The sequence below is a fragment of the Paenibacillus sp. 1-18 genome, assembly GCF_000520755.1.
Taxonomy (GTDB): domain Bacteria; phylum Bacillota; class Bacilli; order Paenibacillales; family Paenibacillaceae; genus Paenibacillus; species Paenibacillus brasilensis.
In genome coordinates this window covers 1-25,735 of the sequence record NZ_ASSB01000259.1, presented here as the reverse complement: position 1 = coordinate 25,735, position 25,735 = coordinate 1, and the positions used below count along the sequence as shown (strand labels likewise).

Annotated in this window: 21 protein-coding genes and 1 riboswitch; of the genes, 12 read left to right on the top strand and 9 right to left on the bottom strand. The window is 46.7% G+C overall.

Translation table 11 applies throughout. The features are described from left to right. The first annotated feature begins 149 nt into the window (after positions 1-149). On the top strand, positions 150-665 hold the full coding sequence (locus L693_RS0116475) for a thioredoxin family protein (protein WP_025718358.1): 516 nt from the start codon (positions 150-152) through the stop codon (positions 663-665). Between the two features lie 197 nt (positions 666-862). Here L693_RS0116475 and L693_RS0116470 read toward each other — a convergent pair whose 3' ends face one another. After that, on the bottom strand, positions 863-2,221 hold the full coding sequence (locus tag L693_RS0116470) for a sugar phosphate nucleotidyltransferase (RefSeq protein WP_049825188.1): 1,359 nt from the start codon (positions 2,219-2,221) through the stop codon (positions 863-865). Between the two features lie 161 nt (positions 2,222-2,382). On the opposite strand from L693_RS0116470, the gene L693_RS0116465 reads away from it, so the two are divergent. Next, on the top strand, positions 2,383-3,078 hold the full coding sequence (locus L693_RS0116465) for a response regulator transcription factor (protein WP_025718356.1): 696 nt from the start codon (positions 2,383-2,385) through the stop codon (positions 3,076-3,078). A gap of 40 nt (positions 3,079-3,118) precedes the next feature. Here the strand turns inward: L693_RS0116465 and L693_RS0116460 are convergent, their stop codons facing one another. From L693_RS0116460 to L693_RS0116450, 3 genes are read right to left on the bottom strand one after another with little or no spacing between them, the layout of a single operon-like run. Then, positions 3,119-7,546 (bottom strand): hypothetical protein, encoded by a 4,428-nt coding sequence (locus L693_RS0116460; RefSeq protein WP_025718354.1) that lies wholly within the window; start codon positions 7,544-7,546, stop codon positions 3,119-3,121. Between the two features lie 48 nt (positions 7,547-7,594). Next, positions 7,595-9,328 carry an ATP-binding protein gene (locus L693_RS0116455; RefSeq protein WP_025718352.1) on the bottom strand — a complete coding sequence of 578 codons (1,734 nt, stop codon included), beginning with the start codon at positions 9,326-9,328 and terminating at the stop codon, positions 7,595-7,597. Further along, entirely contained in the window at positions 9,325-9,774 is a 450-nt protein-coding gene (locus L693_RS0116450) for a hypothetical protein (RefSeq protein WP_025718351.1), read from the bottom strand. The genes L693_RS0116455 and L693_RS0116450 overlap by 4 nt, the downstream gene beginning before the upstream one ends. Positions 9,775-9,820: 46 nt before the next feature. Between L693_RS0116450 and L693_RS0116445 the strand changes: the two genes are divergently transcribed. Then, positions 9,821-10,525 (top strand): response regulator, encoded by a 705-nt coding sequence (locus L693_RS0116445; RefSeq protein WP_025718350.1) that lies wholly within the window; start codon positions 9,821-9,823, stop codon positions 10,523-10,525. Here the strand turns inward: L693_RS0116445 and L693_RS0116440 are convergent. The 4 genes from L693_RS0116440 to L693_RS0116425 are packed head-to-tail and all read right to left on the bottom strand — an operon-like array spanning position 10,493 to position 14,965. Next, positions 10,493-11,404, bottom strand: a complete 912-nt coding sequence (locus L693_RS0116440) for a glycosyltransferase family A protein (RefSeq protein WP_025718349.1) — start codon at positions 11,402-11,404, stop codon at positions 10,493-10,495. The two genes, L693_RS0116445 and L693_RS0116440, sit on opposite strands and share 33 nt — an antisense overlap. Then, positions 11,367-12,590: a glycosyltransferase family 4 protein gene (locus tag L693_RS0116435; protein WP_025718347.1), complete on the bottom strand. Its 1,224-nt coding sequence runs from the start codon at positions 12,588-12,590 to the stop codon at positions 11,367-11,369. Before L693_RS0116435 ends, L693_RS0116440 begins: the two co-directional genes overlap by 38 nt. Further along, positions 12,574-13,839, bottom strand: coding sequence for a transporter (locus L693_RS0116430; protein WP_025718345.1), 1,266 nt, complete (start codon positions 13,837-13,839; stop codon positions 12,574-12,576). Before L693_RS0116430 ends, L693_RS0116435 begins: the two co-directional genes overlap by 17 nt. A gap of 4 nt (positions 13,840-13,843) precedes the next feature. Then, entirely contained in the window at positions 13,844-14,965 is a 1,122-nt protein-coding gene (locus L693_RS0116425; protein ID WP_025718343.1) for a glycosyltransferase, read from the bottom strand. Between the two features lie 411 nt (positions 14,966-15,376). Between L693_RS0116425 and L693_RS0116420 the strand changes: the two genes are divergently transcribed. From L693_RS0116420 to L693_RS0116390, 7 genes are all read left to right on the top strand, one after another. Beyond that, a complete protein-coding gene (locus L693_RS0116420; RefSeq protein WP_025718341.1) occupies positions 15,377-17,098 on the top strand; it encodes an NAD-dependent malic enzyme in 1,722 nt (573 codons plus the stop codon). A 72-nt stretch (positions 17,099-17,170) separates the two neighbouring features. Continuing rightward, positions 17,171-18,124 carry an AEC family transporter gene (locus tag L693_RS0116415; RefSeq protein ID WP_025718340.1) on the top strand — a complete coding sequence of 318 codons (954 nt, stop codon included), beginning with the start codon at positions 17,171-17,173 and terminating at the stop codon, positions 18,122-18,124. 159 nt (positions 18,125-18,283) lie between these two features. Beyond that, positions 18,284-18,387, top strand: a riboswitch (TPP riboswitch). A gap of 134 nt (positions 18,388-18,521) precedes the next feature. Then, entirely contained in the window at positions 18,522-19,211 is a 690-nt protein-coding gene (gene tenA / locus L693_RS0116410; protein WP_025718339.1) for a thiaminase II, read from the top strand. Beyond that, positions 19,208-20,050, top strand: a complete 843-nt coding sequence (thiM, locus tag L693_RS0116405; RefSeq protein ID WP_025718338.1) for a hydroxyethylthiazole kinase — start codon at positions 19,208-19,210, stop codon at positions 20,048-20,050. The genes tenA and thiM overlap by 4 nt, the downstream gene beginning before the upstream one ends. Beyond that, the gene (gene thiD, locus L693_RS0116400) at positions 20,047-20,877 is read left to right on the top strand and encodes a bifunctional hydroxymethylpyrimidine kinase/phosphomethylpyrimidine kinase (RefSeq protein ID WP_025718337.1); all 831 of its coding nucleotides are present in this window, start codon (positions 20,047-20,049) and stop codon (positions 20,875-20,877) included. The genes thiM and thiD overlap by 4 nt, the downstream gene beginning before the upstream one ends. Further along, positions 20,874-21,563 (top strand): thiamine phosphate synthase, encoded by a 690-nt coding sequence (gene thiE, locus L693_RS0116395; protein WP_025718335.1) that lies wholly within the window; start codon positions 20,874-20,876, stop codon positions 21,561-21,563. Before thiD ends, thiE begins: the two co-directional genes overlap by 4 nt. Positions 21,564-21,828: 265 nt before the next feature. Beyond that, positions 21,829-22,944 (top strand): MFS transporter, encoded by a 1,116-nt coding sequence (locus L693_RS0116390; RefSeq protein WP_442950182.1) that lies wholly within the window; start codon positions 21,829-21,831, stop codon positions 22,942-22,944. Positions 22,945-22,996: 52 nt separating this feature from the next. Here L693_RS0116390 and L693_RS0116385 read toward each other — a convergent pair whose 3' ends face one another. Beyond that, positions 22,997-23,476 (bottom strand): Lrp/AsnC family transcriptional regulator, encoded by a 480-nt coding sequence (locus L693_RS0116385; protein WP_025718333.1) that lies wholly within the window; start codon positions 23,474-23,476, stop codon positions 22,997-22,999. Between the two features lie 171 nt (positions 23,477-23,647). Between L693_RS0116385 and L693_RS0116380 the strand changes: the two genes are divergently transcribed. Continuing rightward, positions 23,648-24,829, top strand: a complete 1,182-nt coding sequence (locus tag L693_RS0116380; RefSeq protein ID WP_025718332.1) for a serine hydrolase domain-containing protein — start codon at positions 23,648-23,650, stop codon at positions 24,827-24,829. A 350-nt stretch (positions 24,830-25,179) separates the two neighbouring features. Next, on the top strand, positions 25,180-25,680 hold the full coding sequence (locus L693_RS0116375) for a hypothetical protein (protein ID WP_025718330.1): 501 nt from the start codon (positions 25,180-25,182) through the stop codon (positions 25,678-25,680). The last annotated feature ends 55 nt before the right edge of the window (positions 25,681-25,735 follow it).

Below are 25,735 nucleotides of genomic sequence, written 5' to 3'. Positions count from 1 at the left end.
TGTCGAGAAAGTCCGTTGGACTTTCTCGACACTCTGGAGCTTTCCATAGGGAAAGCTTCTTTTTTTGTACATCATGAGACAAGTATTACAGCTAAAAATGGAAATATCACTTATTGTAAGTGTGAGATTGTAAAAAAAGGAGGATTTCTGTGAAAAAATCATATATCGCCGGGTTAAGTGTCATTGTATTGCTTCTCATTGCTATCGCTATTTCAGCTGTAGTTAAATTTCAGAACCTGGAGCAGGTTGTTCAGCAGAAAGACAAAGAGATTCAAGCGAGTAAAAGCAATTACCCCGAAATATATGACCGCCTGAATGCGGTTACATTTGATGGCTTTAAAAGCTTGATTCAGCAGGATCAAAGTGTATTTGTCTACGTCGGTAGACCTAGCTGTGGTGACTGCAACCGTTTTGAGCCTAAGTTTAATAAGATGATTGAACAGTATCATTTAGGCTCCAAAATTACATTTTTTAATGTTCATAAAATTCATGAAGACAAGTCCCAATGGAATAAATTCAAAGCGGATTACAACGTAAAATACACCCCCACGATTGCAGAATTCAAACAGGGCAAGCTGGTTGATAAAATAGAATGGACGCCTGAAAGAGACCTCAGTACGGATGCCGTCAAAGAATGGCTGATTTCCAAGAAGCTTATCTTATAAGCCTTGTGCTTCGTACACATGATGGTATCCGCATGAGCTGCTAGATGCGGAAAAAAGGTATTCATGCGCCCAAAGCATGAATACCTTTTTTTTGAAAAAAACACATATCTTCCATTAAATAGAAAGTAGGTCTTCCCCCTCCTTTACTACCTTCTCATTACCTATACATTTACTCTCTGGTCCCTAATTGCAAGCAATCATAGGGTATGAGTGTCCATCGGATCGGGAAACTCGTATCGACTAATATCTGTTTCCGATACGATATGTCCGATCTGTGACTCGATGAATTCCAAATCTCCCTCTATTGCCCCTATAAAATGCTTTGCACCGGGCTCTACAACGATGACCTCACCGGGACTGACCCTTTGTGTCACGCCATTGATACATACGCTTCCGATTCCTGAGACGATGGTCCAAACTTCTTTTCGGAAATGATGCTCATGATAGCTAATAAATCTTCCAGCCGAAATGACGACTCGTTTGGTCACTGTCTGCAGTCCGCTTGCCGCCTGTTGATGAGATAATACAGTTTGCTTTCCCCAGAAGCGCTCCTCAAAACGCGGACCGATTTCAATTTCTGCCACCATATCCTTAATGCCTGTAGAAGATTGTCGATCTGTAACCAGTACGCCATCCGGCCCGGCAACGACGATAATGTCCGGAACATTCCAGATGCTGACCGGAATCTCCAGTTCATTGATAATATGCGAGTCATGTGAAGCTTCCGAAATATAGCCAGGGCCGCTCAGTTCTGAGCTCATCTCCCGTACCAACGAATCCCAGGTGCCCAAATCCCTCCACTCTCCATGGTATGGAAGCACAGAGAGCTTACGTGTCTGCTCTACTACTGCAATATCGAAGCTCGTTTTGGGCAAGTCTGCATAATTTATCGAAAGAGATTCATAGTCTGCCGGTAAACCCTTTTGCTCTAGTATATCCAACAAAAAACCAAGTCTGAAAGCAAACACCCCGCAATTCCACAACGCCCCTTCACGGATCAACGCTTCCGAACGAATGAGATCCGGCTTTTCTACAAATGAGCTAACTCTATAAAATGGCTGGTCAAGCGAAGGAGAGGACGAAGGTACAATATACCCGTATTTATCTGAAGGCTCGGTCGGAGCCGCTCCCATCAGTGCGATATCACTTCCCGATTGCTCTAAAATAGCAGGAAGCCTGCGCAAAAGCTCAAAAAATTCATCTCCCGCATATCCGTCCACCGGCATAACCCCTACGATTTCGTCGCGTGCAGCACCTGCAACGTCATGCAAGTAGGCCGTAGCCAGTGAAATGGCTGGGAAGGTATCGCGCTGAGTCGGTTCCTCTATAACCACAGCATCTCCGCCAATCTGCCCCCGAATCAGCTCGGCCTGAGTCCCACTCGTTGAGAAATAGGCCTCATCAGCCAATTTCGCTTCATCTAATTGCCGCCATATCCGTTGCAACATGCTTTCGGGCCGCTCGTCATGACGCAGGATGGAAAGAAACTGCTTGGGACGGTTCACATTGGATAAGGGCCAAAGACGCTTACCAGAACCCCCAGATAATAAGATCATTCGCAAAGACGCAACCTTCTTTCTCTAAATTAAAATTTTTTCTTCTAAATTAGGACTGTTCATTTTTCGTATTTCTGCCGAATACATAAGTATGTATTATTGCGGTAAATACGTAATTATGCAATGTTATTGTATCTTTATCTATACAGGAGATGTCAGTTATGCCCATAAAAATACTCATTATTGAAGATCAAAAAAGTTTGGCAGATATGATTGCTCTTCATCTTCAGGAGGAAGGTTATCATACCGAACTTATCTATGATTGTAAATTTGCCATTCCTGCACTTATGCGTTTAAAGCCGGATATTATTGTGACCTCTCTGATGTTTTCTGGTAAAGTCGAATGTGCGATAATCGGCCAAATCCGTCAATTTACAACGGTCCCTATGCTGGTCATCTCTAATAACACCCTGCTGAATATAAGAATAAAGGCTCTGGATGACGGAGCGGATGACTTTTTATGCAAGCCCTTCAGTCTGAGAGAGTTAAATGCCCGCATCAGAGCCTTACTGCGTCGCAGCGGCAGCAATATGCTTACCGAATCGCAAACGATAACCCAAAAGATTAAAAAGGTAAGGGTCTGGGTAAATGATTACCGTCATAGCCTGTTAGTCGATGACCAAGAAATTGAAGTTACTCAAATCGAATTTTCCATTATAAAAGAGATGTCTTCCAATCCAGGAAAAGTCTTTACCCGCAGCGAGCTGATGGACCGGATCAAAGGCGGTGATGGCGCTTATCTGGATCGTACCATCGACGTACATATTTCCAGCCTTCGCAAAAAAATAGAACGTGACCCTAAAAATCCTCAGCATATCCGCACAGTCTGGGGCAGAGGCTACAAGTACGAAATATAGCCTCATTATGCTCCCAGTCCCCCTCTGAGCAGCTTGCTTCTTATGGAAGCTTTCGCTTTTTCCATCGCCGATAAGGAAGAAAACAAGCTGCTCCACCGAGTATCCCGATGAAGAACAGTACCCACCCGAAACGATAAGCCGAAGCCAAAATAACGATAACCTTTCCGTTGCCATTGCCACTGGTAATGAATCCGGTAGTCACGCCGTTCACAGACAGACGGGCACGCTGATGTTCGCTTCCCAGCCTAAACTCCCAAAGCGGGTTGGGTGACTCGGTCTCCCGGATCAGCACCTCCTGATGCGTCGGGTTATATAGCGTAAAGCTGCGCTCCATGGAGTTTTCACGAGTAGCCTGAATGCTTTCCGAAGCATATGGAGCTACAAAAAAGGTTTCCATATCCGTTCCCTCAAACAACGTAAATTGGTCCACTGTAATCATCGCTCGATAAGGGATGATGGAGTAGTTCTTCATTTGAAACAAGCCTGGCTGCTTCTTATTCGCATGTGCCAAAATCTGAAACTGCATAAAGGAGGTCTCTGCCGGAGCCTTCACAATCTGATCATAATGATTCCATTTCTCCTTATCTCTCTCCTCCACCTCGTCAATATAGGAGGTTTGGAGAATTTGGGAGGCTTTATTCAAAAAAATGACCTTCATATGCCGACTTCCAATTTGCTCTGACCGCGCATCCAACTGCACGGCATACTCTTGTAGTGGCTGAGCCTTCATTTTCCGGGACGCATAAATATTCCAGTCACAGGAATAGCTTGGTGCATAACGTATGGATAGCCCCTTGGCTGACAAAGCCAGATTCGTCTGTCCGGGCCGAATATCCGCCACACAGCCTACATCGGTACTTAAGGATTCCGTCGTATCCTCCTCAGGTATCACGGTCACTTCCTGCCCAGCCATCCGATGGATATCATCAAAACTACTCAAAGACGGAACCTGACTATCCAGCACAAGTGTTAGGCGATACATTCCCTTGGGTAAGAACAAATTCCTAAATTCTACTCGTCCGTATTCGTTCAGCAGACCGGGGACATGAATGATTTGTTTGGAGAAGCCATCCTGATTGGGCACCGTTTCAATAACCTGATTTTCGGATGAAGAGGTGGTAGGCAATCGCTTATAAGCCTCACCTGTACGAATCGTTCGAGTCAGCACCTCTCCTGTCTCCTGGTTCGTCCATTTCATCGTCAGTGCCCCATGATACCCGGAGGGTAAATCAGCCAGAATAGCTGTGGAGTAAGTGCCTGTTTTGGCGACTTCTACATCCCTGCTTAATGAACCTTTCTGAAAACTGATACCCCGCCCCATACTGAGTCGTGGTAGAGCGCGTTCTGTCTGCACATTCCCTTCGACATTAAAATCGTTCTCTGCCTCCAAGGTGAAAAAGAGCTTGCCCCGCTTCAACGCCTGCTCTACCGGAAAAGATAGCTTATCCAGCTGATCTGCAGGTACAATCGCAAATTGATTGACCGCATTAAAGCCTTGCAGGTTAGTAACCGTGATCGGGGTATCCCCTTTGGGGAAGGCATGCTCTCCCAAATCGACCCATTTGAATTGGTTCAAGCCCTCATCCTGGGTTTTAATGTTAGCCACTCCGTCCGGGAGTGCGACTTGCAATTTTCCGCCTGCCTTATTTAAAAACACTCTGGCATACACATGCGAGGCTTGCGGTTGATCCAGCTTTTTATGCATTGTAAATGAGTTGGGCTTGCTGTATTTGCCCAAATCACGTAGCTGGATATCATGAATCCACCAATAATTTTTTTGCTGTGGACGTTGCAGGGTTAACAAATCCATTCGCATCCAATAGCTGCCGGGTGGCGACACATATTCCCCGTAAAATTTTACACCGTCAAAATTATATCCCTCTGAAGGCGCCACGACATAGCTAACCCCCAGCTCACGCATTTGCTTATCGTAAAACCGCATTTTTACATGCATTTTGTTCGTCCCGCGACCGGATACGGTGATTTGGAACTGATACGGATTATTTTCCTTGGCTTCCAGCAACCCGGACCTGGCGACCTGCCATATATTGCTCGGATCTCCCTTCATAATCTCGCCGTGCAGTGTCGGTACATCATTCAATTCCTCACGGGGATTAGCCTGCACACTGAACAACTGCGGATTATCCGGCTTGAAAAAGGTTTCGGTCTTCAGCATAGAGTCAAAATCCACGACCGTGTTCCCCTTAATGCCGCTCATCTGATAAGGAGCCACATCCAGCTTTTTACTGGCAAAGGTGACCGCAATCCCTGCATCCATTTCCATATCGAACGGAAAGTTTCGTATGCCTTGGGAGGATAAATACCACAGCCAGTCGTTGGTCGAGGCAAAGGTTTTGGACCATTTCAAAAACGCATTGCCATCCTCAATCGCATCAAAAGGCCGCAAGTAATCCTCTGCCGGAAGCTGTGACAACAGCAAATCATTAAAGGAGGCTGCTTCTACATAATCCCCTTTGTTGACTGTCTGAATAGTGTTTAACTCTGGCTTTAACGTACTGAACAATACTCCAAAGCGACTAAAATCAAAGCCGGGCAGATGACTATAGCTCTCCAATCGGCTAAACCCGTAAGGTGTCACAATTTTACTCGCCAGGATGTTCATATAGGGTGGTGCCTGATCCAGATTAAAAATGGAAAAGATCCCGTTTTTATAGGTACGTTTCAATCCTATCTGACCTTCCAGCTGAGACAGATGAAATTCCTGACGCTTCTCCTGGCCCATATATTCATCATGGTAGACCAACTGGTTAACCCCAAAGGTAGAGAACAGCCAGCCCAACCGGGAGCTTAGCCCATTGTCCATGACATACTGCAGAAAATTCATATAGTATGTAATCGCGGGATCATTCCCCTCATGATGGAAGATGGTGTTTTTAGGAGAAGAGTAGACCTGGAAATCCCCGGTTGCCTTCTCATTTGCAGTCTTCCCTTTATTCCATCTGGGTGTGGCTACTCCGTTATAGCTTTGAATCATATTGTCGGCTATCGGAAAATATAATGCCTTGCTGTCAAAACGATCCGGGTCTGTCAGCTTTTCAGCCATTTGGCTATAATCCTTGGGCACTTGAACCGGCTTGTAATACCCCTCAATGAACTGGGTGCGCAGGGGAGCAAAATACACCCCCAGACACAAGACGACGATAACCACCGCCAGCTTTTTATACACACGCTGCAACGGAGATGAACCGAACCATTCCATAAACTGAATCACGCCAAAGGTCAGCAGCACCCCAAAGTTAAGAGCGATTAGACCAATAAATTTGTTGGGGTCACGGAAAACCGAACCAATCACAGGCGTTTTCGTAACCAAAATGACGAACCATTGGGCAATGGATGGGAACGTCGTCCCGGTAGCTGCGACCAGAAACAGCACCGTAAGCAATGAAAAAATCAAAATGATCGGATTTTTATGTGAACGAGTCACCATCGCATAACCGATCAATAGCAGCAAAAATCCCCCTCCGACATAAAATAGGGCAGGCAGTGAGGAAAAGGAAAACATAGGCCACCAATAGCTCAATAAATAACCCACATTATCTAAACTGCTGTTACGGCTGAACAGAGACAACGTATCCACGACGTTGATATTGTGCTGAGACGCTTGAGCGTCCATCAGCATGCTGCCGACATACAGGGACAACCAATAAAAGCTGAGTAGTCCAAAAAATACGCCAAAAATAATCCCTTTACGCAAAAAATTGCCGTATAACGGCTGTAAATAGGTGCGTCCGGCCTTACGGTGGGTCCAGGTCAGCTTGATCAATAGCAGCATGGTGAACAAGCCGAAATAGATCATCCCGAAGAAAAAATAATGAATGGCCGCAGCACTAACGGTGAATACCGCAGCCAACAGGAACAGGTCGATCCAGTTCCGCTGATACAGCTTGTGGGGATGATAGTTTTTAATTTGTTGAATTTGAAATTTGGGATCAGCCGCACTGAAAAAGAATCTCAGCATTAGCGGAAACAAGCTATATCCACAGAGCAGATAAATATGCTGGATGCGGAAAATAACCCACGGATTCAGTGCATAAAACAACGAGCCGACCATAATGGCAAAAATACGGGTTTTTGTAAATCTTGGTGAATAATACACACTGACCAGCCGCTTGGCAAAGGCATACATCGAGAACGCCGAAGTAAATAACAGACCCGTGATAAAAGATTTCAGCAAGACCGGCCCGCTCTCGTCAAATAACAGTGAAAGTCCATAGAAGGGCAAAATATACAGGATACGTGGAGCATTGAACAAGGTCGAGGTAGACCATCGTTCGTTCCATACCCCCGTTATTTCCTCCAGATACCGATGAGAGGTGGCTCCAAAGGCAATGTCACTAAACACAATTTGCCCTGGTCCATAGATGGGAGCAAGATATGCAACAATGGCAATCAGCATCAACATCATTGCCGCCATATCATAGCGATAGCGAAATATCCATTTTTTCATGCTCAGCCCCCTCTCTTGAACTTCTCGTTATCTGTCGGTTATCTTTGGCTATCTTCTCAAGCGAACAATGGCCTGCAAGCCTTGATCCGTATTACGCAGCTTTAAACGTCCACCTATCGTCTTCAGGTATGCATCCATATGATACAGGCTGAAGGTATGCTCCTGCGAGCTCTGGGAATAATCCGGCTGAAAATAGCTCCAGCGCATTTTATCATCAATCCCACCGCCCGTGTCTTCAATAAGAATAATAATTTCTCCTTCTTCAAGCCGTGAACTCACCTTGAGCATTTGAGACTTGTGCTTGGATCGAAACCCTGTTCGGCTTTGCTCCTGATTCTCTATCGGCTCTTCACCTTGACTCATGGCCTGCACTGCATTTTCCAGCAACCCCTGAATCGTTTTGTACAGCATCGGCGCTTGTGCTGCAATGGATGGAACAGGCTCTTGCCGCAAGATGACTTGAATGTTCTTCATGTTCAACGAACGGTTCGCCCATTTCAACGACTCGGACAATACCTCATTCATATCTGTGAAGCTAATCCCACTATTATCATGCATCTTTTCTTCCAGCTCATCGCGCAGGGTGCGTACTCCCGTTAGCAGCTCTCCCAGTGAGGACTCCTGTCTGAGACGGCCCTGGATGAAATTTTCATTCAACTCCCGGAAGTATTCCAGTTCCTCATGAGATGCTCCTTTTCCCTGGCTGGAAGCCGCTTCAAAGCGGTTGGCCAGATCATGATAGAAGCCCAGCAGCTTCAGATCATCACCGCCTGTCAGACGGGCAGTCTGCTCTTGCAGCTCCTGAAGCTGCTGCTCAATCGACTGCATTAACGGTAAATAATAGGTGTCCTGCTGTTCTCGCATATCCTCATCCCGCCGCTGGTCACGCACCTGGTTATTTACGATGGCATCCTTCACAACCCGTTTTCGGAACTGTATGAGCATGGCCCACAGCATCAGTAATAGCAGAGTCATAACCATCCACAACTGTTTGCGGAAAGAGCTGATGCGCTCCGCAATGTCCTGACTGACATCTTCAACCGATATGTAAAGCGCCTCTTCCCCAATGCGGCTGAACCCTATTCCATGTTTCTCACCGCTATCCTCAATGACGCCCGTATTGCCCTCCAGCAGCCTGCGGGTTTCGTTTGTAATATCCGTTCGGTTGATATCCGATGAATTGCGGGAAGCTACGACCTTAAATTGATTATTATAAAATAAAACCTTGTCCTGATCGACTGGTTTACTTTTAATGATTCCACTAAGCATATCAGCGTCAATCGTTCGTACCATAAAGCCGCCCATCTGAGCCCCTTGAATCCTGCATACCATATACTGAGCAGGCTGATGATCCTCTGTCACAAAGGGGCTTACGGCGCATCCGTTTTGCAGCCATTTAACCTGCTGCACCGCGCTCTTCATCTCACGATTTTCTCGTCCGGCAATCACATGATACTGCTCATCCAGCACATAAAAGGACCCGGTTTCACGTTTAAATCCCTCGGGGTATTGACGCTTCCCCTGATTCAGTATATCTCTGCCCAGACTGGATGACAGCTCCTTCAGTTCAGTCTGCCATACAGTGTAACGCTCAGTTATATTGGCGGACAGTTCCTGCACCTCATGCTGGAGCTGTTCATTTTGAATTTCTCCCAAGTGACTGCTGAATTGCCGTACGACAAACCATTGAAGCACAGCAGCCAGGAATACAATCACGCACAGAACGATCAGGTACAGGATCATCTTTTGCCAACCCGGTTTCAACAAAGCCCATTGCTTCATGCTCCCCTGTCCCCTCCATTTTGTTCAAGACGACCCAAAATGGCCTGCATTAGGCATTCTAGCTCGTAGCTGACCAGCGGCAGGCGTGCACACAGCAACCGGGGAGTCCGGCGCTGGAGTGCCGCAAACCTCACAGCGGTTTCCGGTGCCCCGTCCGTCAGCAAAATCAACTCGCAAGTTTTTGCGATATACAAGCGATCCAGCTCTTCTTCGCTATACTCCCGAAGATCGACCACATAAATATCATGACGATCATCCATGTGCTGAAGTGCGCTAGAGACAGTCAGGGTTATACCCGTATGTCGCACAGCATGATACTGATGAAGCAGACGCATGCCTTTTTCCCAAAGCGCATGTTCAGCCGAATCGAATCGTTCACAAAAAAGACGCAACGCCCGTTCTGCATTGACATCTTTCAAAAATGCCAAAACGCTGATATTATACATGTAGTTCCTCATTTCTTACTTCATGATTGGAGTTGCGCAGTTGCTTATGACACCCCAAAACATTCTATTTGTTGATGACAGCCCTATGGTTCTGTCCTTGCTAGAGCGGACTTTAACGCAAGAAACGTTCACCTTATATACCGCTCACACACCCAAAAAAGCCTTACAGGTGCTGGAACAACATCCCATTGATGTAGTGGTATCCGATCTGCTTATGCCTGGTCTGGACGGAATTACGTTCCTTCGTATCATTAAAAAGGACTATCCGCATATCGTACGGATCATTTTGTCAGGTCACCTGCATACGCAGTCTATTTTATCAGCGATCAATCAAGTCGGCGTGTTCCGCTTTTTGACGAAACCACTGGAGCTGGATAATGATACACTAAAAAAGAACCTGTACGAAGCACTGGATCAGGCCCGGTTCAATCGAAGCAGCCTGCATGCAGACCAAAATGTGGCTCACAGCTTGTCAGTATTTATTGACAGCATTCTGAATGCTCCGTATCGGCCTTATGTGCTGCTCAATGATCAGCATATCGTAACTGCTGTACACGCTGCGCTCGCTGATCCGTATCCTGTAGGCAGCTCACTTCGTCATCCTGACGGTGAAGGTATACAGTTAACCGCGCATTCACTGTATATACCGCATGAGGAGTCGGAATCTTCCGATCCCGACCTGTACACGCTGGATACGCTGACTGTAGGCCATTCATCCTTACGCCTTATCCGTCTTAGCGAGATCGCCTGAGTGACGGTTGCCGCCCTTTAACACGGCGGCAACCCCAACCACAGTCAGGCATGTATACATCCACAACATGCCCACGGTCAACAACGGGTGACGAATGTAGCTTTTCAAATTCCCCCATGTATACAGCACCGGACGGAAGAAGTACCAGCGTTCCAGTGCCTTTCGCAAGCCCCCCTCTTCGGATGACATCGTACGATCCATCACGGAAAAATAGTAGGCTTTTTTACGTAATATATCATGCAGATATACCTTTTTTTCATCATGATATACCCGTGTAAATACCGCCCGGCGAATGACTCCACCAGACTCTATATAGCGTAGGGTAGGCTGTATTTCTTCGAAGGCAATCTGCTCCGCATTAAAGCCGCCTGTCGATTCGTAAGCGCTCATTCGCCAGAAGCGTGCCGCTTCTATGGAGCGTTTTCCTAAGGTTTCACCTGCGTTGTTAATTACATTTCGCTCGAAGACTTTCACTTTGGAAAAAAAGTTGTCCGCCTCCGAATACGCCTCCTCAGGAACAACCAAGGCACCAATGTCCTGATGATCGTCAAAAAAGTCAATGCTCTGCTGGATCAAATGCTCGGCTAAAATCATATCGGAATCCAATACAAGCATGTATTCGGCACCCAAGCGTTCCGCTTCCTCGACCGCCCTGACCCTCGCAACTCCACGCTCCCCATGGGGAAGCTCCAATACCGTAACGGGTACTGAACTTCCTACCGACAGCGTACGAATCACCTCCACAGTCCGGTCATCCGAGCCATCATCGGCGATCACGATATGCAAGTCCTTGTAATTTTGCCCCATACAGCTTCGCAAACACGGCTCTATTGTCCGTTCATTATTGTATGTGGAGAAGAGAATGACCACTTTGTCCACTCTGTTCCGCCTCCTCTGTCCAATCTCCTATCAACTGCTCAAACGCAGCTGCTGTATGATCAAAATGAAATCTCAACGCATACTGATACGCCCGCTCACGAATGGCCATGTAGTCTTCGCCACCCTTCGCTGCTCTTTCCATCTGTTCAGATAAACCCCGGATGTCACCGTGAAAGCATAGATATCCGCTTTTCCCAAAATCTGTCGCATCCACCAAGCCTGGTGAATTGCTGACAATGCTGGGGGTTCCAACGGCTGCCGCTTCGGTAATCGTCAGGCCCCAGCCTTCACGCAGGGATGGAAATACAAGCGCGTGGGCACGGCTCATCAGCTCCAGCTTATGCTCTGCTGAAACGAATCCGAAAAAGGTAATATCCGCTTGGGATTGTCCTTGTTCATCCGGCTCTCCGTAAGTCAATCCATACCGCTTCATAATCGGCAATAATTGTTCTGCCACATACGTTTTATCGGTTTTTCCGACAATCCACAATATAGCCTGAGGGAATTTTTTCTTGAGCCGCCCAAAGGCTTCAACGACCAGATCAATCCCTTTATATTTCACAAAGCGCCCGGCGTACATAAAGGTCGGACTGGACTCCTTCGGTAAAAACCGTTCACGCGGCCAGTGGTCAAACTCAATGCCTTCCGGCAAGAGATGAAGACGATCCGGGTGAAAGCCCAGCTTAAGCAAATCATACCTGGTAGACGGGGAAACGGTGAGTGTACGGTCCGTGCGTGCCAGCTTAAGCATCAGCGGCTCCAGATGAAATCCGATCACATTTAGCGGAAATTTGGCATTTTCAAACCATATTTCCCTTGTTAGCTGGTGTATAAAAAAGATCCGCTTGGATGCCTCCACCCAAAAACGGGTAAAAAACTGGTGCGTATTCGCCTGATTAATGACATAATCAATATGCTTGCGGTGACGGCGATAATAACGCATGGCAAAATAAATCACGCTGTATATACTTCCTTTTCGAATATACGTAATTCCGTCTATGATTTCATGCTCGGGCAATCCCTCAAATTGGGGTGAAAAATGAATGAAGTGAAAGCGGCCTTGCTGTGAGCGTTTTAGCATCTCATGGGTGAAAACTTCTGCTCCTCCGCTTTTAGGTGAACGAATGTCACGCCAGGATAGCAATAGAACTACGGTTTTACCGTCCTGTTCATGGATTGTATTCATGGGCTGAATCCCCTCTTATCTTTATTTTGAACAAATAGAAATAGGCATCTACCACAAAGTAAAGAGACATGGCACCATAAACCACCAGCTCAGATAGTAAAAAATCGGAAGGCTTGTTGTGCGCCATATGAAAGGCTGCCAGTAAAGCCGCCGCTCCTGCGATTAAGCTGAACATAAATTTGCGTCTGCCCACCAATACATGCATATGAACAAAAAACAGTACGATGGAAAACAGCCAGTACACCCATCCTCCCCATGGAATAAAAACTTCTGCCGACTGATAGGAAGACCCGAATAATACAGGAATAGATGATGGGAACACAAAGGTTGTGCCTACATACACACAGATGGCTGCCACAGCCATTAATCCGGCATACACGGCTATCAGCTTTCCCAAGGCTTGACGGTCATGACCATGCGCACCGAGCTTTGGAATAAATGCAGCGATCAGACTGTACGAAACGTAATAGACTAATTGGCTGTACTTCAGCGCGATGGCATAGCTACTGGCCTGTTCCGGGAAATAATGCTGCACATACAGCATGTCAATGGAAATGCAAAACAAAATAAATAAGTTCGTTATGAGACTATCCGTAAAATCCTGACCTAGTGATTTCCATAGCCCGGAAGGTATACGTGCTCCACTGTGACTGAATAAGGATAAGCCCCGAGCCGAAACGATCCAGCCGTGAAGCAGCGACAGTAACATTCCACCACAGCTAGCCAGCAGCAGGGCTTCCAGCTTTAACCCCAATGCAGCCAATACAAAAAACAGGCTCAGCTTTCCTAAAACCTCAATATAGTAGTTCACATTGAGCGCCAGCATGCGTTCCCTGCCCTGTAAATCTCCGCGGCACGAGCTCACGAGAATATGCAGCCCTACCAAGCCATACAGCATGAACAGCGGGCCGGATTGGACGCCTAATAGCGAGCGCAGCAACGGATGAAAGATCACCAGCATGACTATGGCAAGCACGGTGAGCAACAAAGGAGCTTTTAGCAAGAGAGGACCAAGCGGTAGACTTCGCAGTGAAAGCTTGTGGTCTCCCTTGGAGACCAGCTTGGCGGTTAATAGCTGAATCGATAAGCCCAAAACGGACAACAGGGCAAAGAGGGCCAACAGCGCATTCGCCTGACCATAGGCTTGTCCGGTAAGATACCAGCTTGCTGCAATATGAAAGAAAAAATTAAATCCGTTCAGCAGCACATTAAATATAGGAAACATCAACGAACGCAGTCGGTTGTTCACGTTGTTATCTCACCCGCCGATCCAGCCGCCAAATATCAATAATGGAACGTAGAAAACGAATGGAATCCTTCCAGACATGGATGTGCGATCCATCCCGGTCAATACACTTGACGGGTAGCTGCATCACACGAAGCTGGAGTCGCTTGGCGATAAACATCATTTCCAAATCCAGTGCCAGCCCGAGCTGCTCCTTCAAATGTGGAAACATCCGCTTCACCGCCACTGAACTCATGACTTTAAGCCCTGTCTGGGAATCCACCACACCTGTCGGTAAAAACGGTCGGGAAACCATACGTTTGCCAAAGCTCACGATAGATCGTAATAAAGAGCGATTTTCGGCTGTCATATCCTTGGTTCCAATCACGACATCGTAGTAGCCCTGTCGAACCACGTTAATCATTTTGGCAATATCCTCAATAAAAAAGGAATCGTCCGCATCCACAAATACGTAATAATCCGCACCGATGGTTCGCATGCCTTCCAGATATGTTCCTGCCTTACGGGTATTGCGCCCCAATTCCTTGGTTTGAATCAAAGGACTAAGATTCTGATTAATCCGGTTGACGGACAAATCCGTTGTTGCCTTCAGCGCTCTAATCAAGGTATTGGTGCCATCATGGCTGCCATCATCAATGAGATAAATGGAGCCCTCTATAATATGGCTGCGAATAAAAGCCTGCAGGCGTTCAGCAAATGCCTCGACGTGTACAAAACGTTGTTCCTCATTATATACAGACAAAATAAAGGCAATATGCTGCCCTTTGGCCGAATACTCGGGGTAGAGCAAGCTTTGTATTTCTGACAGCATTTCCTCGTTATCATTGGCTTGCCAAAATAGCAGGCGTAAACGGCCTATTCCTGTGATTTGCACCATATGCTGATCACTGAATGGGACCGTTACATCCGTTACCACTAACAGCGGCATTTGTGGAAATTGACTACGGATCTGATTGGCTATCCGCACGGCTTTCTCCGGTTCCCTATAATCAATCAGGCAACAACATGCGTTCTCATAAACTGAAGCTGCCTCAGGGTCTCTGCACTGTATAGATTGGTAAAAATGAATCACGTTGGGATAATCAATAGCCCTGTCATTATCGCTAAAAATGGCTATAGGTCCCTGCACACAAACCTCTCCTTTTTCCTCCAGATGGTTATATTTTGTCGAAAAAGAATTAAAAATGTTTGCTTAGAGGGGTTAAATTAATATGCAAATCCTTCATATTTTCTTAACAAAATAGCTGACATGCCGTGACGTATAAGGATATAAGGAGATGAAAACCAATTTTATATTTTGCAAAAAAAGAAGATTTAGAACTAATTCATTAGAACCAAAAATAACGAAATAATCTTATTTATCAATGTTTATAATTAGTTCTTTATGATCAATCACACAAAAAATTAATGGTTATTTTGTCGCAGATAATATGCGAATAAAACATATTACCATGACCATACTATGGTCAACATGTCATCTTTCGTCATGAATAAACCTTAATAAACATCATCAATAACGAAGAGAAAGAAGGGTATTATTATGGAAGCATTTTATGTCAATCGGGACGGCTCATTATCCACCCCATTACGAGGCAAGGATGTGTTAGCGAACCCCCTTTTGAACAAAGGTGTCGCTTTTACAGAAGAAGAACGCAAAGAACTGGGTTTGGAAGGAATCCTTCCTCCAACGGTCCTCTCACTGGAAAAACAGAGCGTACGAGCGTATCAGCAGTTTTTGGCACAACCGACCATGCTGCGTAAAAATGCTTCGCTCAACGACCTTCACAATCGAAATATCGTACTCTACTATCGCCTACTTACCGACCATTTGAGTGAAATGCTGCCTGTGGTGTACACACCTACGGTAGGAACCGCGATTCAAGAATATAGTCACGAGTACAACCGCCCTGGGGGCGTATATTTGTCGATAGATAACCCGAACGGAATTGGACAGGCGTTCTATAATTCCGGTTTGAGTGGTGAGGATGTGGATCTGATCGTCGTGACGGATTCGGAAAGTATTTTGGGTATCGGTGACTGGGGTGTCGGGGGGATTAACATTGCGATTGGCAAGCTTGCTGTATATACAGCCGCAGCAGGCATTCATCCCGGGCGGGTGCTGCCGATTGTACTGGATGTAGGCACGAATAATGAAAAGCTGCTGAATGATCCGCTGTACATCGGAAACCGCCATAAGCGGGTTCGCGGAGAAGCCTATAACCAGTTTATTGATACTTTTATCAATAAAACGCTAACACAGTTTCCGAAGGCGCTTTTGCATTGGGAAGATGTCGGCAGCGTAAACGCACGCCATATTATAGGCAAATACGGTCAAAGCATTCTCACCTTTAACGATGACATTCAAGGCACAGGAGCTGTAACCCTGGCTGCGATTCTTTCGGCGGTAGGTGTTACCAAAATTCCGCTGCGTGAGCAAAAAGTGCTTGTCTTCGGACCGGGGGCCGCAGGCATTGGTAACGCTGACCAAATTCGGGGAGCTATGATCGCGGACGGCCTTTCGGCGGAGGATTCATTTAAGCCATTTTGGGCCTTTGATTACCGCGGGCTGTTAACGGACGATATGGAAGATGTGCTGGAGTATCAGAAGCCGTATGTACGTAAAAAAGAGGAAGTTAGCTCATGGATGCGGTCTGATGACGGAAAAATACCGCTGCTTGAGGTCATTCGTCAGGTGAAGCCTACGATATTAATAGGAACTTCCGGTGTGGGAGGTGCCTTTACTGAAGAAATTATCAAGGAAATGGCGAAGCATGTAGAACGCCCGATCATCATGCCCATGTCCAATCCTACAAACCTTGCCGAGGCGGTACCCGAGGATTTAATACAGTGGACCGATGGCAAAGCATTGATCGCTACCGGAAGTCCCTTTGAGCCGGTTACCTATAATGGTACGAAATTTGAGATTGGACAAGCGAACAACGCTTTTGTATTCCCGGGTCTTGGTCTGGGCGCGATTGTGGTCAAGGCAAAAAGAATCACTCCTGCCATGTTTACAGCTGCAGCAGATGCCGTTGCCAATGCCGTAGATTCGAATGAGCCTGGCGGTGCGTTGCTTCCCCATATCCGAAAATTACGTGATGTCTCGTACGCGGTTGCGGTTGCGGTAGCGAAGGCCGCGATTCAGGATCAGGTGGCTCAGGCACACATTTCAGATGTTGAACAAGCCATTCGGAATGCGATGTGGAAACCGGAATATACAAGGATCAAAGCCGTGGAAAGTGCCATACATCACCCTCACTAATTCTTCAATCTGGGACGGGGATGTATGTTCAGACAGGCAGGATACGTCAGTTCAAGCAAGGAGAATCGATCTATGAGTGTCGGACATATTCTTTACATTTTGGTGCCGATTTTTTTCGTTATTATTTTAGGATGGCTAGCAGGGCATTACAAAAGCTTCGATGCCTCTTCCTCCAAGGCCCTAAATGCGCTCGTCACCAAATTTGCGCTGCCTGCGCATCTATTCATCGGCATTACGACAACGAACAGGAAAGCGCTCATCGAGCAATGGCCATTCCTGCTAGCTCTGTTCATTGGCATTGTCGGCTTTTTTACCGTTCTCCTTCTGCTTTCCCGATTTGCGGGGAAGCAGTCGGTGAAGGATGCCGCTATGTTTGCTTTAAACTCGGCACAGCCGACCTTTGCTTTTATGGGCATTCCTGTGCTTGGAGCCATCTACGGCTCCTCAGCCGTGGCTATTCCTATTGCACTTACGGGAATCGTAGTCAATGCCGTCCTTGACCCGGCAGCTACGATTATAGCTACCGTAGCCAACCAGAATTCAGGCAAGGAACGGAACGGTCACTTCGGAAGACTGATCTGGGACTCCATTCTTCACGGTTTAAAGGAACCGCTGGCGCTGGTGCCGCTGGTTGGTGTGGTTTTGACCTTGTTCGGCTTCCATTCACCTGATTTGTTGAACAAATCGTTTAATCAAATCGGTGACATTACATCCGGGGCCGCTTTATTTGCAGTCGGTGTGACCATTGGCGTACGCAACATTAGTTTTAGCATAAGGGCCTTTGCCATCGCGCTGTTAAAAACAATCGTACAGCCTTTATTAATGCTGCTGATTGCCTACCTCTGCGGTCTGTCGTCTGCCGATACCGTTAAGGCGGTTCTGCTCGTTTCCTTCCCGGGTTCAGCAGTCGCTGCTATGATCGCTACCCGTTTTGAAAGCCTGGAATCAGAAACCGCCTCCTCCTTTGTCATCAGTGCTGTCATCTCTCTCGTTACACTCCCTGTGCTAATTTCGTTATTGATGTAAAATATTACCTGTTCGCTCCTGTTATTAGTGCCGTCCGATTTTGCCGGTTTTTGTCATGATTCATGTCCCCCTCGATTTAGTAGATTTCCCAATAAGAATGAATTGAGGAAGGTTTGACATAACGTATGAACGAATGTACAGTAATAGTCAAAAGAATAGGAAGTCCACTAGGGGAGCCGCTTATGGCTGAGACAAGAACGTATCTTGGACCCTTTGAACCTGATCTAGTTCGTACTAGCGTAGGAAAGTGGAGCCTTCGTATATAAGGTCCCTCGTGTTTTTTTATGCATTAGACCTATGATGAAGCCGCTCCAGTTTTCGGGGCGGCCTTTTGGCGTTGTTCCGAAACTGTCTTCTTACGGGACTTCCTGCTCTTCATTTTGTTGGAGGTGGGGAAATGAGCTTTACGCAAGAGCTTCGTCGGCAGGCGGATGGTATTTTTCAGGCGATTTTTGAGCATCCCTTTGTTAGAGGTATTGCCGAAGGAAGCTTGGCAAGGGAACAGCTGATTCACTATGTAAAACAGGACTTTGAATATTTAAATGCCTATATGCGGATTTACGGCATCGCGATCTCCAAATGCACGAGCCGGGAGGACATAGCTGCATTTAACGAACAGATCTCTTTTATCCTCCACAGCGAGATTCATCCGCATCAAAATTTCTGCGCTGTTGCAGGTGTGGCCTATGAAGAAATGCAGGGATATCCGCTCGCACCGTCTGCCCACCATTATATCCATCACATGCTGACGGTCGCACACGAGGGCAGTCTTGGCGAGATCATGGCTGTGCTGCTGCCGTGTCCGTGGACATATCTTGAGATTGGCCGCAGGCTGCTGGATGAGGTAAGACCGGACGAGTCCCATCCGTTCTATGAATGGATCAACTTCTACCAGTCTGAAAATCTAACAACCAAATTCCGAGAACGTGTGGATGCTTGGGCGGAAGGCGCAACGACTGCCGAGCGGGAGCGGATGATTGAGCATTTTATGCTAAGCTGCCAGCTGGAATATATGTTCTGGGATATGGCTTATAAGCAGGAAAACTGGCCGGTCCAGATGCAGGCCGCGGTGGGGTCAACGATATGAATACATGGGAAAAGGATTGTTCGGAGCTTCTGACAAAGGTACACAACAGCAACCCCCTTGTTCACAACATGACCAATGTGGTGGTCACCAACTTTACAGCTAACGGCCTATATGCGCTGGGCGCTTCGCCAGTGATGGCTTATGCCCCCGAGGAAGTCGCGGATATGGCAAAAATAGCAGGAGCCGTCGTATTAAACATCGGTACATTGAACCGCGAGCTGGTCGATGCCATGATCATTGCCGGACAATCGGCGAATGCACATGGTGTTCCGGTCCTGCTAGATCCGGTCGGTGCGGGAGCGACTCGCTTTAGAACCGAGTCGGCACTGCGAATCCTGAGTGAAGTCAACATTTCAATGGTGCGGGGCAATGCAGCCGAAGTCGCCCATCTTATCGGAGAAGCCCATGAAATTAAAGGCGTAGATGCTGGTAAGAGTGCCAGCAGCAGTCATGTCGATCTGGCAGCTCGGGCTGCACGAGCGCTCAATACCATCGTTGTCATCACCGGAAAAGAAGACGTCATCACCGATGGGGCCGAAGTACGAATGATCTGTGGCGGAGACGCGCTGCTCACAAAAGTAACCGGAGCAGGCTGCCTGCTGACTTCAGTGTTGGGCGCTTTTGCTGCCGTTGAACCTAATCTGCTGCTCGCAGGGACAGCAGGCTTGGCATTTTACAGTGCAGCGGCTTCCCGGGCCGCTGCACGTACAGCAGAGCTGGGACCCGGCAGCTTCCAGATTGCCTTTCTCGACGAGCTAGCCAAACTGCATATCGGCTCGCTGAAGGGCCATGTATCTATTCATGAAGCCGGAACAGCTACGGCAGGTGGTGCACAATGACAGACGTTCGTGTACCTAGAGCACTGACGATTGCCGGTTCGGACAGCGGCGGCGGGGCTGGCATTCAGGCCGATCTCAAAACCTTTCAGGAGCTTGGTGTATACGGGATGTCGGCGATTACGGCCATTACCGTACAGAATACCCTGGGTGTCCACGGTGTATATCCCTTGCCACAGGAAGCGGCGGCGGAGCAGATCAAGGCCGTAGGATCAGACCTCGGCGTGGATGCCCTGAAGACTGGCATGCTGTTTCATGCGGGCATCATCCGCCTTGTGGCCGAGCAGATCCGAAAGTTCGGCTGGGAGAAGGTTGTTGTCGATCCCGTGATGATTGCCAAGGGAGGCGCAGCGTTGCTGCAGCCGGAAGCGATGCAGGCTTTGCAGGACGACCTGCTCCCCTTGGCCCTGGTCGTTACACCAAATATCCCGGAAGCGGAAGCCCTAGCAGGGATCAGCATTCGTACGATGGAGGATCGCCGCGAGGCTGCAAGACATATTAGCAGTCTGGGTCCAAAATTTGTCGTGATCAAGGGCGGTCACGCCGACGAGAGCGAGAACAGCGGACAGATCGTTGACCTGCTCTTTGACGGAACCGCCTTTACAGAACTGAGCGGCAAGCGGGTACGGACTGTCCATACACACGGAACGGGATGTACCTTCTCGGCAGCGATTACCGCGGAATTAGGGAAAGGGATGTCTGTACCGGAGGCTATCTTGAAGGGTAAAGCCTTTATCCAGGCGGCGATTGAGGAACCTTTGCAGCTTGGGCAGGGACATGGCCCCACCAATCATTGGGCCTACCGCCGTCGTCAGGAGATGTTTCAATGAGCGCCAGAATATTACCAGAGATGATGTGCCAGCATCTGCAAGTGTATCTGGTGCTTGGAAGCGTGAATTGCCTCGCGGAACCAGGCAGGATCGTGCAAGAGGCTCTGGCCGGCGGGACAACCATGGTCCAGTTCCGGGAAAAGGGCCGTGGCGCGTTAACAGGCGCCCCCAGGATTGAGTTGGCACGTTGGCTACAAGAGCAGTGCCGCCGTGCCGGGGTTCCCTTCATCGTGAATGACGATGTGGAGCTGGCTCTTGAGCTCGACGCCGACGGCGTTCACATCGGTCAAGACGACGAATCAGCTGATTCCGTCCGCGAGCGGATCGGAAACCGGATTCTCGGCGTTTCCGCCCATACGATTGAGGAAGCCCGCCGAGCTATCCTGCAAGGTGCGGATTATCTCGGCGTCGGGCCAATCTATCCTACCCTCTCGAAGGATGATGCTCATGCCGTGCAGGGTCCAGTCATATTGTATGAGCTGCGCAAAGCTGGAATTGATGTGCCGATCGTCGGAATCGGGGGCATTACGGCGGACCGTGTTGAGGAAGTGATACGCGCAGGTGCGGATGGTGTGGCGGTGATTTCAGCTGTAACGCAGGCAGAGCGGATTCAAGCTGCGGCTGAGAAATTAAAGAAGAAGGTCGTTTTGAGCATCAAACATCCGGGGGTGTCCCAAAAGGCATGAGATACAAGCTTTCACCTGTTTCTTTAAAATTAAAAGAAGAATCGAAAAAATAAATGATTTTTCGTCTAATAATTAGTTTTTTACCTTTAATCATGTATGCAAAATAGCGAATCCTTTGTGTAAGCTTATGAAAAGCGTATCGCTTTTAAAATTTCAACAAAGGAGACGTTTTATCGTGAGTTCAAATACAACTTGTGTGAAAGAAGGCAATATAAATACTGGATTTTCAAACAGTCTTCCGTGGGTTGGCTTGCTTGCTTTAGCCATGGCGGGTTTTATCTGCATTTTGACTGAAAGCCTACCTGCAGGTTTACTTCCTCAAATTTCAAAAGACCTTGATGTCTCGGAAGCTCTTGTAGGACAACTGGTTACTCTCTATGCAGTGGGATCGCTTTTAGCCGCAATTCCATTGACCGCTGCTACACGTGGTTGGAGGAGAAAACCGCTATTATTACTATGCATCGCTGGCTTTTTGGTGTTTAATACCATAACCGCATTATCTTCTATCTATGTTCTGACGCTTGCTGCTCGTTTCTTTGCAGGGGTATCTGCCGGGGTGTTATGGGGAATGAGTGCTGGTTATGCGCGTCGTATGGTCCCAGCTTCACTGAAAGGAAAAGCCATGGCTGTGGCTATGGTTGGCACACCTCTGGCATTGGCGCTAGGAGTTCCAGTTGGAACCTTTTTGGGCACATACATTGGCTGGCGCCCAATTTTTGGAATTGTAACTTTATTGGCAGCAGTCCTAATAGTTTGGGTCCTTTGGAAGATGCCGGATTTTGATGGAGAGCCTGACGATGAAAGGCTTTCCCTTCATAAGGTCTTTCTGATTCCAGGGGTACGACCGATTCTGGTAGTAGTTATAGCCTGGGTGCTGGCTCATAATATTCTATACACGTATATTTCTCCTTACCTTGCCAAGACCGCTCTTGGCCAAAGAGTTGATTTGGTTTTGCTTATTTTTGGAATCACTTCGGTTATTGGCATTTGGGTTGTTGGCATGTTGATTGATCGCTTTATAAGATTAATGACTATATCCAGTATCACTGCCTTCACCCTGGCTTCAATAGCAATGGCGATCGGTATCGATCAGCCTGTGATCATCATCTTCGGTGTCATTATATGGGGACTTACCTTTGGCGGTGCTGCCACCATTCTTCAAACAGCAATTGCCCAGGCTGGAGGCAAGAGCGCAGACATAGCTCAATCAATGCTGGTTACAGCATGGAACTTGGCTATCGGTGGCGGAGGTATTATTGGCGGTATCCTGCTTGAGATATTTGGACCCGAACTCCTTCCCGGCTCGTTATTTATACTACTGCTTCCTGCCTTGCTGATAGTTGTGTTAGCCAAAAAGCATGGTTTTCCTAAAGGAATTTAAATAAGACCATTTATATATACCAAAAAAATAGGAATCCGCAGAGACCGGATTCCTATTTTTTTTCTTTTTTAATTGAGGTTATACTCTGGACGGCCATTAAATTGGTTCCTTGAATGAGTTTTTTAAATGGGATCGGAGAGGACATCACAATTAGAGTCGTGTAGGTTCCAAATGAATCGCATTTGTTCTCAAACTCTTCGAGGCCCTGAGTTGATTCCGTCAATATTTTTAATAAATAATTGTGTTCTCCACTTATTCGATAACATTCGACCACTTCAGGTGACGAACGACAAAAATCAAGGAAGGCATGACAATCTCTTGTCCGAAATAGCACATAAGCTGTGCTCTGCTTATTCAATTTATGAGGTGAGAACAATGTACGGTATTCCTCGATAACACCTTTTTCCTCCATTCGCTTTACTCGTTCAGTTACAGCAGGCTGAGACAACCCAACCAGTTTTCCTAATTCGGTCATTGGTAATCGTGCATTATTCTCTAAATGGAACAGAATGTTATGATCAATTTCGTCCATAAAAAATGTCTCCTTTTAATCTCAAGGATATTCCATTTAAATACCTTTAGATTCGTAGTAGTTTGCCTCATATTACTTAAATCACTTATGTAAAGGAAATAAAATCATTTATATAATTATCATACTTACTATAAATAATCAAGTAAGCAATACAAGGAGAGGATGAGGGATATGAGATTTACGGATATAAATACTTTACAAAATTGTGTGGATGAAGTAATTGAACGCACACTTATTGAGAAAAGAATAGTAGGCACAGTTGTTCAAATAGCATTAAGAGGGGAGCTGGTGTATAGCCGAGCCAAAGGTTTAGCCGATCGGGAACAGAAGCGTCCGATGCAAGAAAACGCGCTGTTTAGATACGCCTCCGTAACTAAGCCTATTGTATCAACAGCTGCTTTAATATTATTTTCGCAAGATAAGTTGCGTTTAGATGATCCGGTAGTAAAATGGTTACCTTCATTTCGTCCGAAACTGCCAAATGGCCAGTATGCCTCTATTACCATTCGACACTTAATTACTCATACTGCCGGGTTAACTTATCGCTTCTTTCAAGAAGACAAGGGAGCCTACGAAATGGCCGAGGTATCGGACGGTATGGATATATCCGGAATTACTTTGGAAGAGAATCTCGAGAGACTCGCAGCTGCACCACTTCTTTATGAACCAGGAAAAATGTGGAGGTATTCCATCGCCACTGATGTTCTCGGTGCGGTCATCGAGAAGATCACCGGGATGCCGTTAAGTGAAGCTGTACAAATGCTGGTCACTCACCCACTTCATATGAATGACACTAGTTTTATAGCAGTAGATAAAAATAGGTTAACTGCTGCATATGCTGATAGCTCAGACGAACCTCGCCGGCTGCACGATAACTTTGACACTATTCCTTTTATTGAAGGTACAGCTGGTTTTCGCCTTGCACCCGACCGGGCTAATGATAAGTCTGCTTATCCTTCTGGTGGGGCTGGTATGGTTGGTAGTGCCGGAGACTTCCTAAAATTACTGGAAACTTTACGGCAGGGAGGAGATCCTATTCTTCCGAAAGCAATCGTCACTGAAATGACAACTAATCAAATTGGCGACCTGGAAATGCCTTACTGGCCGGGAAGGGGTTTCGGCTTAGGATTCACGTTACTTAAAGACCCTAAAGCTGCCAATACTTCGGAATCACCTGGAACGTGGCGAATGGGTGGGACTTACGGCCATTCCTGGTTTGTTGATCCAAGTCAAGAACTGAGCGTTGTAGCATTCACAAATACGGCGCTTGAAGGGATGTCCGGAAGATTTACAACTGATCTATGCGAAGCGGTCTACGCAGGATTGCAAGGTTCAAACAATAATTTGTATTGAACCAACAGAAAACGGTAGTTAACATAAAGGGTTTCACTTATTAGGCATGCATAATATGTAGAACCCTTTACTTCAAACCCTAAACCTTTTATAGCCTTTATCTTCATTTGGTCGGCTTTTGCCATTTATGCTTTTTCTTCTGTAACCAAGTAGGGTCAAGAGAGAGAAAAAGTAAAATTGAAGCCTATGCTGCCGCACATGCTGGGATATACAATAAAACGAAGGTTCATTCGATTGACGCCTTCGTTTTTTTACATAAATTTAAAAATAGAGTAAATTATGATATAGGCATTGCAACTTTCTTTAACATAGTATTCGTTATAGAAAGAGAAAGGATGTATTAATCTAATATGAATAAACCTGCTCAAATTATTTCTATACTTATACTTTCTGTAAATGTGCTTGCTGGTTGTGGAAAGCAGGAAACAACAGGTGCATCCACCAATGAAACAGTACCGACAACCTCAGAATCGGTAGTAAAAGAAGGAACAACTCAATCAGCCGCACTGCAAAGCTTGGACGAGATCAAATGGAATGAAGTTAAAGACCCTCTGATTGAGGATGCCATGATAACAAAACTCAAAGCGGCAATAGCCGCCTTTGTGTCAAAAGATTTGGATCAATTCCATACTGCGCTCGGTCCAAACGTTGGAACAGGTCATGATTACCTCTTGGATCATCCGGTGAAGTTTACTGGTATTGCCGAAGCTGTAAATGAAAACGATCGGATTTTGATACCCGTTGTAGGCGAACGGCTTAATAAACAAGAAGGCTATACCCCTGATATACGGTATACCTTCTATTTTGCCAAAGGTAAAGATGGAGCATGGCAAATTGTTTCAATTGACTGATTAAATCAGAACGTCTTCTCAGGCTGTCGAGAAACCCCGTCTTTTGAGACGCGGG

Excerpts from the sequence above, each read along its gene's own strand:
- thiD (WP_025718337.1), top strand. The coding sequence starts at position 20,047 with ATGACAGACGTTCGTGTACCTAGAGCACTGACGATTGCCGGTTCGGAC.
- L693_RS0116420 (WP_025718341.1), top strand. The coding sequence starts at position 15,377 with ATGGAAGCATTTTATGTCAATCGGGACGGCTCATTATCCACCCCATTA.
- tenA (WP_025718339.1), top strand. The coding sequence starts at position 18,522 with ATGAGCTTTACGCAAGAGCTTCGTCGGCAGGCGGATGGTATTTTTCAG.
- L693_RS0116465 (WP_025718356.1), top strand. The coding sequence starts at position 2,383 with ATGCCCATAAAAATACTCATTATTGAAGATCAAAAAAGTTTGGCAGAT.
- thiE (WP_025718335.1), top strand. The coding sequence starts at position 20,874 with ATGAGCGCCAGAATATTACCAGAGATGATGTGCCAGCATCTGCAAGTG.
- L693_RS0116435 (WP_025718347.1), bottom strand. The coding sequence starts at position 12,590 with ATGAATACAATCCATGAACAGGACGGTAAAACCGTAGTTCTATTGCTA.
- L693_RS0116450 (WP_025718351.1), bottom strand. The coding sequence starts at position 9,774 with ATGTATAATATCAGCGTTTTGGCATTTTTGAAAGATGTCAATGCAGAA.
- thiM (WP_025718338.1), top strand. The coding sequence starts at position 19,208 with ATGAATACATGGGAAAAGGATTGTTCGGAGCTTCTGACAAAGGTACAC.
- L693_RS0116390 (WP_442950182.1), top strand. The coding sequence starts at position 21,829 with ATGGCGGGTTTTATCTGCATTTTGACTGAAAGCCTACCTGCAGGTTTA.
- L693_RS0116385 (WP_025718333.1), bottom strand. The coding sequence starts at position 23,476 with ATGGACGAAATTGATCATAACATTCTGTTCCATTTAGAGAATAATGCA.
- L693_RS0116375 (WP_025718330.1), top strand. The coding sequence starts at position 25,180 with ATGAATAAACCTGCTCAAATTATTTCTATACTTATACTTTCTGTAAAT.
- L693_RS0116445 (WP_025718350.1), top strand. The coding sequence starts at position 9,821 with ATGACACCCCAAAACATTCTATTTGTTGATGACAGCCCTATGGTTCTG.
- L693_RS0116380 (WP_025718332.1), top strand. The coding sequence starts at position 23,648 with ATGAGATTTACGGATATAAATACTTTACAAAATTGTGTGGATGAAGTA.
- L693_RS0116455 (WP_025718352.1), bottom strand. The coding sequence starts at position 9,328 with ATGAAGCAATGGGCTTTGTTGAAACCGGGTTGGCAAAAGATGATCCTG.
- L693_RS0116460 (WP_025718354.1), bottom strand. The coding sequence starts at position 7,546 with ATGAAAAAATGGATATTTCGCTATCGCTATGATATGGCGGCAATGATG.
- L693_RS0116470 (WP_049825188.1), bottom strand. The coding sequence starts at position 2,221 with ATGATCTTATTATCTGGGGGTTCTGGTAAGCGTCTTTGGCCCTTATCC.
- L693_RS0116415 (WP_025718340.1), top strand. The coding sequence starts at position 17,171 with ATGAGTGTCGGACATATTCTTTACATTTTGGTGCCGATTTTTTTCGTT.